Raw genomic sequence first — 13,419 nt, 5'->3', positions numbered from 1 at the left:
CCAGCGACCTGGCAGCGCTGCGAAGCGCGGTCATTGCGCGTGCCTGCCGCATGCGCCGCATCGGCATCGTCAAATCGAGCGTTTGCCGTCCGCGTCACGCGCCACGCTACGCGACGGCAATAAAAAACCCGGCCGAATCGTAGACTCAGCCGGGTTTCGATCCGTATACGGGGCGTTGCCGAACGCCCCTCGCGGTCGGTATTACATGTTTTCGATCAGCACTTGACCGAAGCCCGAGCACGAGACCTGCGTCGCGCCTTCCATCAGGCGTGCGAAGTCGTACGTGACGCGCTTTTGCAGGATCGACTTTTCCATCGACGAGATGATCGTGTCGGCGGCTTCCGTCCAGCCCATGTGACGCAGCATCATTTCGGCCGACAGGATTTCCGAACCCGGATTCACGTAGTCCTTGCCGGCGTACTTCGGTGCCGTGCCGTGCGTCGCTTCGAACATCGCCACGGAATCGGACAGGTTCGCACCCGGCGCGATACCGATGCCGCCGACTTGCGCGGCCAGCGCGTCCGAAACGTAGTCGCCGTTCAGGTTCAGCGTGGCGATGACGTCGTATTCGGCCGGACGCAGCAGGATCTGCTGCAGGAAGGCGTCGGCGATCACGTCCTTCACGACGATCTCGTTGCCCGTCTTCGGGCTCTTGATCTTCATCCACGGGCCGCCGTCGATGAGTTCAGCGCCGAATTCCTTCTGCGCCAGCGCATAGCCGTAGTCGCGGAACGCGCCTTCGGTGAACTTCATGATGTTGCCCTTGTGCACGAGCGTGACCGAGCGGCGGTCATTGTCGATCGCGTACTGGATCGCCTTGCGCACGAGACGCTCCGTGCCTTCGCGCGACACGGGCTTGACGCCGATGCCCGACGTTTCCGGGAAGCGGATCTTCTTGACGCCCATTTCCTCGCGCAGGAACTTGATGACCTTCTTGGCCTGCTCCGATTCGGCCGCCCATTCGATGCCGGCGTAGATGTCTTCCGAGTTCTCGCGGAAGATCACCATGTTCGTCTTTTCCGGCTCGCGCACCGGCGAGGGCACGCCCTTGAAATACTGCACGGGGCGCAGGCAGACGTACAGGTCCAGTTCCTGGCGCAGCGCGACGTTCAGCGAGCGGATGCCGCCGCCGACGGGCGTCGTGAGCGGGCCCTTGATCGAGACGACGTATTCCTTCAGGACTTGCAGCGTTTCCTCGGGCAGCCACACGTCCGGACCGTAGACCTTCGTCGCCTTCTCGCCCGCGTAGATCTCCATCCAGTGAATCTTGCGCTTGCCGCCGTACGCCTTCTCGACCGCCGCATCCACCACCTTGATCATCACGGGCGTGATGTCGAAGCCCGTGCCGTCGCCCTCGATGTAAGGAATGATCGGCTGATCGGAAACGTTGAGCGAGAAGTCCGAGTTGACGGTGATCTTGTCACCGCCCGTCGGAACCTTGATGTGCTGATACGGCATGGTCGACTCCAGTGTTGGCTGTGCGGGTGGAAAGCAGTGATGTGCGGCAAGGCGCAATCGGGCGCTTGTCGTTCCCGAGCGCTTGATGCGCAGCACTTGCCCAATTTCGGTTCGGCGCGCTCGATCGCTCCCACGCGAACGCGGCTGGATGGCTATTCTAGCCCACGTCGGATCGGCCGGCGGCAGCAACGCGCGAACGGCATCGAGGTGAGCGCGAAAGAACGCGCCGCCCGAGCGGCCCGCGCCGAAACGTACGGTAAGCGAGACAATCAGTCTTGGGTCTTATATAAGACAAAAGACTTGGGCGTTCCGTATTATGCATTAAGATTCCGCCATTTGCCATAGAGGCGGCGGGGAAGCCGGACCGCGCACGGTCGCGGTGCGTGCTAGGTGTGTCACGCTATGTTCATCCGCCAGCCGGGCTCGTGCCCGCCTCGATCGCCTTCGCCCCTTTTCGGTCATTTTGTATGCGTCTCATCGCCCTCAACAAACCGTTCGGCACGATTTGCCAATTCTCGGCGCACGAGACGCGCGCCTCGCTCGGCGACTGGGTCGACGTGCCCGGCGTCTATCCCGCGGGCCGGCTCGATGCCGACAGCGAGGGGCTGCTGCTGCTGACCGACGACGGAACCTTGCAGACGCGTATTGCCGAGCCCCGTCACAAACTCGTCAAACGCTATTGGGCTCAAGTGGAAGGCGTGCCGACCGCCAAGGCGCTCGCCAATCTGGCGGCCGGCGTCGATCTCGGCGATTACGTGACCCGCCCGTGCCGGGTGCGCGCGATCGAGGCGCCGGCTTCGCTCTGGCCGCGCGTGCCGCCGGTCCGCTACCGCGCGGCCATCCCGACGAGCTGGGTCGAGCTCGCGATCGCCGAGGGCAAGAACCGCCAAGTGCGCCGGATGACGGCCGCGGTCGGTTTTCCGACGCTGCGGCTCGTGCGCGCCGGAATCGGCAAGCTGGATCTGCTCGCGCTCGGCCTGGCGCCCGGCCAGTGGCGCGAGCTGCCGCCGCGTGCGCCTTGGGACGGATTACCCCCGCCCCAACGGGAATCGTAAAAATCGCGTCAACCGCCTGGGCGAGTCGCGCGTTATTCGACGCAGATGCCGCCTGAAGCTGTCCGGCATTAGTCCTCGGCACCGCCGGCCGTATTGGTTTCACAGTACGGGACGTCGATCCGAGTGCTCACAGACGCGTCTGCAAATTTGTCGATGCGGCTGTCAACCGAAAGGTGGATGGCGCGTTTACCGACTTGACTCAATGACCGGGTCATTTGGTTAATTAACTAATGCTGAGGATTCACAAATGAACAAACTGATCGCCGCTCTGGTCGCTGGCCTGTTCGCAACGGCTGCTTTCGCACAAGCTTCGGCTCCGGAAGCTGCTTCGGCTGCCGCTCCCGCCGCTAAGACGACGAAGGCTGTCAAGCACCACGCCAAGAAGCACCACGCTGCCAAGAAGAAAGCCGCTAAGGCTGAAGCCGCTTCGGCCGCTTCGAACTAAGTTTGTCGTAACGACGCAGTCAAGAACTAGCAGCACTGCCGTTCTTTACGGCGTTGGAAGGCAGGTAACCGCAAGGTGCCTGCCTTTTTCTTTTTTCCGCGCTTGTGTCCGGTAGGCTTTGCATCTCCCGCGCCGGCTCGCGTAACATGCGCGGGTTCTCGTCGTCGAAAAGGAGTGGTGTCGTGCGATTTTCGTTTCGCTCGTGGATGGCGCGCCTGGCGCTGCGCCACGCTTTGCCCGCTTTCATGCTCGTGGTGGCACAGTTCGTGCCAGCCTCGGCCTTCGCACAGGCGATGCCCGCCGGCGCCAAACCGCCCGAAGCCTTCCCGCGCGTGAAGCTCACGGCCGGCATGTTCGTGATCGATGCGGCCGTGGCCGCCAACGACGCCGACCGCGAGCAAGGCCTCATGTACCGGACGCAGCTCGCGCCGAACGAAGGGATGTTGTTCGTCTTTGGCGAAAACGCCGTCCATTGCTTCTGGATGAAGAACACGCTGATCCCGCTGTCGATCGCCTTCATGCGCGCCGACGGCACGGTCACGGACATCGACGAGATGCAGGCGGAGACGACCAACAATCATTGCCCGCGCAACAACGGCGTCTACGCGCTCGAGATGAGCAAGGGCTGGTTCTCCTCGAAGGGCATCCAGCCCGGCACGAAAATCGGCGGGCTGCCCCAGCCGCAATAACGAGCGCGCGCCGAAGCGCATGGCCCGTCCAAGCCAACCCTCGCGGTTGGCTTTTTTATTCGTCCGCGCTCCCCTTCCCTTCCCGCCCCTGCCCGCCGCCTCGCCCCGCCCGGCCCGCCCTCGCAGCTTTCCTGCAAAAGCCTCGGGCAGGCGCTATGCTTCTATGTCTGCAACACCGCACGTGCCGCGCGCGGTCCAGGGCCATGCCCGGACGGTTCGCGGCGCCAACATTCCAAGGAGATCGACGTGCCCCGCAAGACTCCCATCGAGCGCTATCGGAACATCGGCATCAGCGCTCACATCGACGCAGGCAAAACCACGACTACCGAGCGCATTCTGTTCTACACCGGCGTGAGCCATAAGATCGGCGAGGTTCACGAGGGCGCGGCCGTGATGGACTGGATGGAGCAGGAGCAGGAGCGCGGCATCACGATCACCTCGGCTGCGACCACCGCGTTCTGGAAAGGGATGGCAGGCAACTATCCCGAGCATCGGATCAACATCATCGACACGCCGGGACACGTCGACTTCACGATCGAAGTCGAACGCTCGATGCGCGTGCTCGACGGCGCCTGCATGGTCTACGATTCGGTCGGCGGCGTGCAGCCGCAGTCGGAAACGGTTTGGCGCCAGGCCAACAAGTACAAGGTGCCGCGCATCGCGTTCGTCAACAAGATGGACCGCGTCGGCGCCGACTTCTTCCGCGTCCAGCGCCAGATCGGCGAGCGCCTGAAGGGCGTGGCCGTGCCGATCCAGATTCCGGTCGGGGCCGAGGAGCACTTTCAAGGCGTGATCGATCTCGTCAAGATGAAAGCAATCATCTGGGATGAGGAAAGCCAGGGCGTGAAATTCGAGTACCAGGACATCCCCGAGAACCTGCGCGCCACCGCCGAGGAATGGCGCGAGAAGATGGTCGAAGCCGCGGCCGAGGCCACCGAGGAGCTGCTCGAAAAGTACCTGCACGATCACACTTCGCTGACCGAGGCCGAGATCAAGGGCGGCCTGCGCCAACGCACGATCGCCAACGAGATCGTGCCGATGCTGTGCGGCAGCGCGTTCAAGAACAAGGGCGTGCAGGCGATGCTCGATGCGGTCATCGATTACCTGCCCTCGCCCGTCGACGTGCCCGCCATCTTGGGCCACGACGAGGACGACAAGGAAGCCGAGCGCCATCCGAGCGACGAAGAACCGTTCTCGTCGCTCGCGTTCAAGATCATGACCGACCCGTTCGTCGGCCAGCTCATCTTCTTCCGCGTCTACTCGGGCATCGTCAATTCGGGCGACACCGTCCTGAACTCGACGAAGCAGAAGAAGGAACGCGTCGGGCGGATCTTGCAGATGCACGCGAACGACCGCAAGGAGATCAAGGAAGTCTATGCGGGCGACATCGCCGCGGCCGTCGGCCTGAAGGAAGCGACGACGGGCGACACGCTCTGCGATCCGGCCCATCCGATCATCCTCGAGCGGATGATCTTCCCCGAGCCGGTGATCTCGCAGGCCGTCGAGCCGAAGACGAAGGCCGACCAGGAAAAGATGGGCATCGCACTCAATCGCCTGGCGCAGGAAGACCCGTCGTTCCGCGTGCAGACGGACGAAGAATCGGGGCAGACGATCATCTCCGGGATGGGCGAGCTGCACCTCGAAATTCTCGTCGACCGGATGAAGCGCGAGTTCAACGTCGAGGCGACGGTCGGCAAGCCGCAAGTGGCGTACCGCGAAACGATCCGCACGAGCGCCGAGGACGTCGAAGGCAAGTTCGTCAAGCAATCGGGCGGGCGCGGCCAGTACGGTCACGTGGTCGTCAAGCTGGAGCCTCAGCCGCCGGGCAAGGGCTACGAGTTCGTCGATGCGATCAAGGGCGGCGTCGTGCCGCGCGAGTACATCCCGGCCGTCGACAAGGGCATTCAGGAAACGCTCAAGAGCGGTGTGCTGGCGGGCTATCCCGTCGTCGACATCAAGGTGACGCTGACGTTCGGCTCGTATCACGACGTGGACTCGAACGAAAACGCCTTCCGCATGGCCGGTTCGATGGCATTCAAGGAAGGCATGCGGCGCGCGAAGCCGGTGCTGCTCGAGCCGATGATGGCCGTCGAAGTCGAAACGCCCGAGGATTTCATGGGCAACGTCATGGGCGATCTTTCGGGCCGGCGCGGCATCGTGCAAGGGATGGAGGACATCGCGGGCGGCGGCGGCAAGGTGATTCGCGCCGAGGTGCCGCTGGCCGAGATGTTCGGCTATTCGACGTCGCTGCGCTCGCTCACGCAAGGGCGCGCCACCTACACGATGGAGTTCAAGCACTACGCCGAAACGCCGGCGAACGTGTCGGAGGGCATCGTCAGTTCGAAGGGGAAGTGACGTGCGCCGCGTGATCGCGCGCTCCGGTGAATGAGCCGGAGCGGCCATTGCCGAGCCTGCCGGGGTGCCGCACCCCCGTGCAGGCTTTTTTATCGGCCGTCGAACCGGGGTGACAACGGTCACGGCAACGAATAACGGCAGCGCTACCGGTCTTTTTCGTGCTACTGGTCTTTTTCGTATATCCATTCGCATCGTCGAGAAAACGCGCGAGCCGAGAGTCGCGTTAAACTGCAACGGCATTCGTCGTCGCAGCACCGCTCGTCGCCGCCGCGCCGCTTCGCGTGAGCGCCTCTCCACACGAACCGGAAAACCTCGATGAAGAAGATTCCCGCCGCGTTTGATCTCGCTCTCGATGCCGCCCGCCGCGATGCCGGCGATCTCGGCAATCACGCCATCGACGAATACCTCGCGCGCCGCCTCTCGCGCCGCGAGTTGCTGCGCCACGCAAGCCTGCTCGGCTGCTCGAGCATCGTGCTGGCCGCCGGCGCGCTCGTGGCGCCGCAGCGAGCGCGCGCGCAAGGCGGCCCGGCGGGCGCCAGCGCAACGATCCGCGTCGCCCATCTGACGCCCGCAGGCCGGGTCGATCCGCTGACCGTGGCCGATGCGGCCGGCCTTTGCCTCATCGCGCAGACGGGCGAATTCCTCGTGAACGACGAAGGCAACAAGTCGACGCTCACGCCGGCCTTGGCGCTGTCGTGGTCCGCAAACGAGAAGGGCGACGTCTGGACCTTCAAGCTGCGGCAGAACGTGAAATTCCACAACGGCCAACCCTTCGGCGCGAAGGACGTCGCCACCACGTTCGATCGCCTGGCCGATCCGAAGAGCGGATCGGCCGCGCTGTCGGTCTTCAAAGGCGTGCTGTCGAAAGGCGGCACGCAGATAGTGGACGAGCATACCGTGGCGTTTCATCTCGATGCGCCGAACGGCAACTTCCCCTACTACGTCTCCTCGGACAATTACAACGCGGTGATCTTGCCGGCCGGGTTCAGCGGCGATTACGAACAGAGTTTCGTCGGCACGGGGCCGTTCAAGCTCGAGAAATACGAAGCCAAGCGCGGCGCGTCGTTCGTTCGGAATCCTGACTATTGGGGCGAAAAAGCGCTGCCCGCGCGCGTGCAATTCGCCTTCTACGCCGACAGCCAAGCGCAGATTCTCGCGCTGCAGGGACGGCAAGCCGACGTCATGGGTGATCTGACCGTACAAGGCGGTCTCGGCATCCTGAACAATCCGGAATTTACCGTGCAAGGCGTGAAGTCGAGCGCGCATCGCCAAATCCATATGCGCTGCGACACGGCGCCGTTCAACGACAAGCGCGTGCGCCAAGCGCTCGCACTCGCGGTCGATCGCAACGTGCTCGTGCGAGGCCTATTCAAAGGCCGGGCCGTGTTAGGCAACGACAGTCCGTTCGCGCCGATCTTTCCGTCGACGGACACGTCGGTGCCGCAACGCCACCTCGACCTCGCGCAGGCAAAGAAATTGCTCGCGCAAGCAGGACATCCCAACGGTTTCGCCGCGACGCTGACCACCGAAAAATTCATGGAGATTCCCGATCTCGCCGTCGTCCTGCAGAACGAGGCCAAGGCCATCGGGATCAATCTTTCGCTGAAAATCGAAAGCCAGGGCCAGTATTACGGCAAGGGCACGTTCGGCAACTCCGACTGGCTCGACGCGCCGCTCGGCATCACCGATTACGGCCACCGCGGCGTGCCCAATCTGTTCTTGAACGCGCCGCTCGTCAGCGGCGGCGCCTGGAACGCGGCCCACTTCAGCAATCCGCAATACGACAAACTCGTCGGGCAATTCGTCGGCGCCCTCGACGTCGCCTCGCAAAAGAAGGTCGCGGGCGATATCGAAAAGCTGCTGCTCGACGAAACGCCGATGATCATCCCGTACTTCTTCGATCAACTCGTCGCGACGCGCAAGAACCTGATCGGCGTGCGCTTCACCGCCATTTCGCAGATGTATTTCGATCGCGCTCGAATGACGGCGTGACCGGACCGGCCAGCGCATCTCATTGAAAAGCAACAACAGCAGCAACGGCAACCGTAAAGCACACCTAAGGGATTGACGATCCTCCGATCATTTAGCCGATGTCAGATACCGCTCTTGCACTTCGCCCCCGCGCCGCCCGCGGCAGCGGGGTGCGCATCGCCCGCTTTCTCGCGGGCCGGTTCGCCCTGTCGCTCGTCACGCTCTGGCTGCTGTCGATGATCGTCTTCGCGCTCGGCCAACTGTTGCCCGGCGACATCGGGCGCGCGATTCTCGGCCCGCTCGCCGACGCACGCGCCGTCGCCGCGCTCGATCATCAGCTCGGCGTCGACCGCCCCGTCCTCGTCCAGTACGCGCAATGGATCGGCCGCTTCGTGCACGGCGACATGGGCGTTTCGTACGCGTATCGATCGCCCGTCGCGCCGTTCGTCGGCGAAGCGCTGCTGCGCTCGGCGAAGCTCGGCGCGCTCGCGTTCGTCATCGTCGTGCCGCTCGCGATCTCGGCCGGCGTCTGGGCCGCGCTGCATGCCGGACGATGGCTCGATCGCGCCATCATGATCGTCGGCTTGTCCGCGACGGTCGTCCCCGAGTTCGTGTCGTCGATCACGCTGATCCTCGTCTTCGGCATCTGGCTGCGCTGGCTGCCGAGCGAGGCCGGCTATCCCGACGACGCCGGCGCATTCACGGCGCTGAGTCATCTGATCCTGCCGGCGTTGCCGCTCGTGTTCGTTTTCTTCGGCTATATCGCGCGGATGGCGCGCGCCGGCACCGTCGAGGCGCTCGATGCGGACTACACCCGCACGGCCGTGCTGAAGGGGCTGCCGCGGCGCGTCGTGATCGTCCGTCACGTGCTGCCCAATGCGCTGATGCCGACGATCACGGTCTCGGCAACGCAGCTCGGCTACATGGTCGGCGGGCTCGTCGTCGTCGAGACGCTGTTTCATTACCAGGGAATCGGCTCGCTGATCTTCAACGCGGCGACGGCGAAAGACTTTCCGATGCTCGAAGCGGGTGTGCTGACGGTCGGGGTCATCTACATGCTGGCCAATCTCGTTGCCGACGCGCTCATCGTCGCGCTCGATCCGCGCCTGCGCCTCGGGGGTGCCGCATGAACACGGCGATCGAATCGCGCGAGGCGCCCGCCCCGGGCGAACGCGCCCCGCAAACGCCGCGCTTCGAGGCGCTGCGCGCGCTCGCGCGTTCGCCCAGCTTCATCGTCGGCACGGCGATTCTCGTTTTCTGGATCATCTGCGCGATCTTCGGTCCGCTGATCGTGCCCCACGATCCCTATGCATCCGATCCGCTCAACTCGCTGCTGCCGCCCGATCGCACGCATTGGTTCGGCACCGACCAGCTCGGCCGCGACGTGTTCTCGCGCGTGATCGTCGGCGCGCGCGACATTCTCACGATCGCCCCGCTCGCCACGCTCTTCGGCACGCTGGCCGGCACGGCGCTCGGCCTCGCCGTCGGCTACTTCGGCGGATGGCTCGACAACGTGATCGGGCGCCTGATCGACGCGCTGCTTGCGCTGCCGCTCGTTGTGCTCGCGCTTGCGGCATTGGCCGCGCTCGGCGCATCGAACGCGACGGTCGTGCTCGTCATCGGTCTGACGTTCATGCCGATCACCGCACGCACCGTGCGGGCCGCCGTGTTCTCGGAGCGCCATCTCGACTATGTCGATGCCGCCCAGCTGCGCGGCGAGCGTGCGCCCTACATCATGTTCGTCGAGATTCTGCCGAACGTTCTGCCGCCGATCGTCGTCGAGGCCACCGTGCGGCTCGGCTATGCGATCTTCGCGGTCGCGACCTTGTCGTTCCTCGGCTTCGGCATTCAACCGCCGTCCGCCGACTGGGGGCTTGCACTGTCCGAATCGTATTCGCTGATGACGGGCGGCGCGTGGTGGACCGTCGTGTTCGACGCCGCGGCGATCGCGACGCTCGTGGTCGGCGTCAATCTGATCGCCGACAGCGTGCAGGGAATATTCGATCGATGAGCGCCGCCTCGCGTCGTGCCCACCCCGCTTATGAACCCGCTTCGTTTGCCGAAGACGACGCGCTCGCCGTCCTCGGCTTGACCGTCGCTTATCGCGTGCGCGGCCGCGATCGCGAAGTGCTGCACGACGTCACGTTCCGCGTGCGGCGCGGCGAGGCGTACGGGCTCGTCGGCGAATCCGGCTGCGGAAAATCGACCGTCGCGCTGGCCGCGCTCGCCTACCTCGCCCGCAACGGCCGCATCAAGGCCGGGCGCATTGCGGTGGCCGGAAACGATGTCGCCTCGCTGGCACCCGACGCGCTGCGCTCGCTGCGCGCGCGAACGGTGTCGATGGTCTATCAAGATCCGTCGCGCGCGCTCAATCCGTCGCTGACGATCGGCCGTCAGGTGTCCGAAGCATTCGAGGTCGCGGGCGACTCGCGCTCGGATGCCCACGCGCATGCGCTCGCGATGCTGCGCCGGGTGCGAATCGCCGCACCCGAGCGCGTCATGAGCTGCTATCCGCACCAGTTGTCGGGCGGCATGCAGCAACGCGTCGTCATCGCGATGGCGCTCGCGTCGAAACCGGCCCTCCTGATTCTCGACGAACCGACGACCGGGCTCGACGCCACCGTCGAAGCCGAGGTGCTCGATCTCGTGGCGAAGCTGCGCGAGGAGTCGGGTACCGCGGTGCTGTTCATCAGTCACAACTTGGCCGTGATCGGCCGCATGTGCAGCCGCGTCGGGGTGCTCTACGCGGGCCGGCTCGTGGAAGAAGGCACGGTCGAGGACGTTTTCGGCGCACCGCGCCACCCCTATACCGTCGGCCTCTTGCGCTGCTTGCCGAAAGCGGGACGCAGCAAGGACAGCGAACGGCTTGACACGATCGCGGGCAGCTTGCCGCCGCTCGGCGCCGCCGTCTCCGGTTGCGTTTTCGCCGCGCGCTGCCGCCTGGCCGACGATCGCTGCCGAAGCGAAACCCCGCCGCCGCATAGGTTCAACGCCGAACACGGGCCGCAGATGGCGCGCTGTCATTACCACGAGCAGGCCGCGAGCTTGCCGCGCGCGGCCGCCGAACCTAGCCTCGGCGAGGCGATGTCCGGCGAAACGATGCGTGCGCCGCACGACATTCCGGCTTCGCTTGCACTGCACGCCGCGCATTTGTCGAAGACGTTCGACGCGTCGGGCGTGCCGATGCGCGCCGTCGACGACGTCTCGCTCGATCTCGCCGCGGGCGAGACACTCGGCCTCGTCGGCGAATCGGGCAGCGGTAAGACGACGCTCGCGAAGCTGCTCGTCGGCTTGGTCGCGCCCGACCGGGGCGGCACGTTGGAACTCGACGGCAAGCCGCTACCCGCGCACGTCGCGCGCCGCGACGACGAGCAAGTCAAGTCGCTGCAGATCGTGTTCCAGAACCCCGATTCGGCCTTGAATCGCGCGCACTCGGTCAAGCGGCTCATCGGCCGCGCGCTGTCGAAGCTCGGCGCGCTGCGCGGCCCCGCGCACGGCGCGCGCCTCGCCACGCTCGCGCAAGCGGTGCGGCTGCCGTCCCGCTACCTCGATGCCCGCACGCGGCAGCTCTCGGGGGGCTTGAAGCAACGGGTCGCGATCGCGCGCGCGTTCGCCGGCGATCCTCGCGTCGTGGTCTGCGACGAACCGACCTCGGCGCTCGACGTCTCCGTGCAAGCGGCGATTCTGAATCTGCTCGCCGATTTGCAGCGCGAGCGCGGTGTCAGCTACGTCTTCATTTCGCACGATCTGCATGTCGTGCGCTATGTTGCCGACCGGATCGCCGTCCTCTACGTCGGACGGCTGCTCGAGATCGGACCCGCGCGTGCCGTTTTCGACGGGCCGCATCATCCTTATACCGAGGCGCTGCTGTCGGCGATGCCGACGTTCGGCGGCCACACGCTTCCTTCAAAGGAACGCATTCGCTTGACGGGCGATCCCCCCAGCGCCACGGCACCGCCCACCGGATGCGTGTTTCATACTCGCTGCCCTCGCAAGCTCGGCGCCGTTTGCGAGCAGCTTGATCCGCCGTTCTCCGACGCGGGCGAGGGGCACCGCATTCGCTGTCACATCCCCGTGATCGAGTTGCGCACCCTGCAACGCGAAACGCAGATCGCCTGAGCGATTCGGATTCGCTTGCTTCGGGATTGCGGTGTTCCTTGGGTGCTTGTGCTCTTGTGCTCTTGTGCGCGCCCCCGCTTGCCCCGTTCTTCGTGCGTTGCCGCGCATTGCCGCAACGCCGGAGCGTTTCAGCGCTGAAACGTTTACAGCCGCATTTCTCGATACCAGGTTGCGCGCTCGCGGTGCGCCGACGACACGCCCATGCTCAGCGCGGCGTAGCGCCACATGGCACGGTTATCGCAAAGACGCGCTCACATGGCCGCGTTGACCAACGCGCGTCCGGCAACAGTCGATCGAGCGGTGTCGCGACCGCTATTGTGTGCGCGTTCGAACAGTAGGACGCAGAACGCCGCACGTCATCTGACATCCGCGTCGAGCGTGCTCGGGCAGCCATGGTCGCTTTATGGGCGACGGGAGTACGACGACATTCGATCGTCGTTCCTGCCGGGGAGATGACGATGAAGACCAATGAAATTAATAAGGACTCCTATTTATTTCGCGGAGTTCTGAAAGCGACGGCGGTGGCGGTGCTCGTCTTGCTTGCCGGCAGCGCGCATGCGGGCTCGTTCTTGGACGGCATGGGCCGATTGGTCGTGGAGACCGGTGCCGCCGAACAGGCCGACACGGCCTATTCGGGCGATTCCGGGGCGCCCGCCAAGGCGAAGCTGCAAAATGCGGCGGCATTCGATGCGTCGTATTTGAAAGTCAGTGCGGCGACGAACGACGCGGGTGCCACTGCAAACGATGCGGGTGCGGCGCCTACGCCGGATTGCCGCGATGCGGGCGGCAGCTCGGGCTGCGTTCAGAATCCTAACGATCCGGCTTTGAGTGGCGTGGGCGGCACGTCCGACGGCTCGACAGCGAGCGGCAACGGCAATGACGGATCGCCCGGCGGCGGCGCATTGGGCGGCGGCCGCGGCGATAGCGGTCCGGGTACGGCCGGCACGTCTGGAAATAGCAACGGCGGAAATAGCGGCAGTAACGGCGATAACGGCAACGGGCATAGCGGTGGCGGAACGGGGAGTTCCGGCGGCTCGGGTGGCTCTGGTTCGGGTGGCTCTAGTTCGGGCGGACACAGCGGCTCTGGCTCCGGTGGCTCTGGCTCCGGTGGCTCCGGCTCTGGTGGCTCCGGCGCTGGTGGCTCCGGCGCTGGTGGCTCTGGTTCGGGCGGCTCCGGTTCGGGTGGTTCCGGTTCAGGTGGTTCCGGTTCAGGTGGTTCCGGTTCAGGTGGTTCCGGTTCAGGTGGTTCCGGTTCGGGTGGCTCCGGTTCGGGTGGCTCCGGTTCGGGTGGCTCCGGTTCTGGCGGCTCCGGTTCTGGCGGCTCCGG

Annotated in this window: 9 protein-coding genes and 1 pseudogene; 9 read left to right on the top strand and 1 reads right to left on the bottom strand. The window is 65.0% G+C overall.

Annotation, left to right across the window (positions count from 1 at the left end):
* Positions 1-201 precede the first annotated feature (201 nt).
* Complete coding sequence (icd, locus tag DWV00_RS31460) at positions 202-1,458, bottom strand: NADP-dependent isocitrate dehydrogenase (RefSeq protein ID WP_115537533.1); 1,257 nt, start codon at positions 1,456-1,458, stop codon at positions 202-204.
* Between the two features lie 467 nt (positions 1,459-1,925).
* Here icd and DWV00_RS31455 point away from each other — a divergent pair, with 467 nt between their 5' ends.
* The 9 genes and pseudogenes from DWV00_RS31455 to DWV00_RS34930 all read left to right on the top strand — a co-directional run.
* Positions 1,926-2,513: a pseudouridine synthase gene (locus tag DWV00_RS31455; RefSeq protein ID WP_115537532.1), complete on the top strand. Its 588-nt coding sequence runs from the start codon at positions 1,926-1,928 to the stop codon at positions 2,511-2,513.
* Between the two features lie 247 nt (positions 2,514-2,760).
* Positions 2,761-2,958 carry a hypothetical protein gene (locus tag DWV00_RS31450; RefSeq protein WP_115537531.1) on the top strand — a complete coding sequence of 66 codons (198 nt, stop codon included), beginning with the start codon at positions 2,761-2,763 and terminating at the stop codon, positions 2,956-2,958.
* A gap of 182 nt (positions 2,959-3,140) precedes the next feature.
* The gene (locus tag DWV00_RS31445) at positions 3,141-3,647 is read left to right on the top strand and encodes a DUF192 domain-containing protein (RefSeq protein ID WP_115537572.1); all 507 of its coding nucleotides are present in this window, start codon (positions 3,141-3,143) and stop codon (positions 3,645-3,647) included.
* 246 nt (positions 3,648-3,893) lie between these two features.
* Positions 3,894-6,002, top strand: a complete 2,109-nt coding sequence (fusA, locus tag DWV00_RS31440; protein WP_115537530.1) for an elongation factor G — start codon at positions 3,894-3,896, stop codon at positions 6,000-6,002.
* A gap of 315 nt (positions 6,003-6,317) precedes the next feature.
* Positions 6,318-7,994: an ABC transporter substrate-binding protein gene (locus DWV00_RS31435; RefSeq protein ID WP_115537529.1), complete on the top strand. Its 1,677-nt coding sequence runs from the start codon at positions 6,318-6,320 to the stop codon at positions 7,992-7,994.
* A 98-nt stretch (positions 7,995-8,092) separates the two neighbouring features.
* Positions 8,093-9,103 (top strand): ABC transporter permease, encoded by a 1,011-nt coding sequence (locus DWV00_RS31430; RefSeq protein WP_115537528.1) that lies wholly within the window; start codon positions 8,093-8,095, stop codon positions 9,101-9,103.
* A complete protein-coding gene (locus tag DWV00_RS31425; protein WP_115537527.1) occupies positions 9,100-9,984 on the top strand; it encodes an ABC transporter permease in 885 nt (294 codons plus the stop codon). The genes DWV00_RS31430 and DWV00_RS31425 overlap by 4 nt, the downstream gene beginning before the upstream one ends.
* Entirely contained in the window at positions 9,981-12,092 is a 2,112-nt protein-coding gene (locus DWV00_RS31420; RefSeq protein ID WP_115537526.1) for an ABC transporter ATP-binding protein, read from the top strand. The genes DWV00_RS31425 and DWV00_RS31420 overlap by 4 nt, the downstream gene beginning before the upstream one ends.
* A 458-nt stretch (positions 12,093-12,550) precedes the next feature.
* Positions 12,551-13,419 (top strand): annotated as a pseudogene (locus DWV00_RS34930) (hypothetical protein); the annotation flags it as partial.

Source organism: Trinickia dinghuensis, assembly GCF_003367175.1.
GTDB classification, from domain to species: Bacteria; Pseudomonadota; Gammaproteobacteria; order Burkholderiales; family Burkholderiaceae; genus Trinickia; species Trinickia dinghuensis.
The sequence above is the reverse complement of the archived record's forward strand: the minus strand, read 5'-3'. Positions and strand labels throughout refer to the sequence as shown.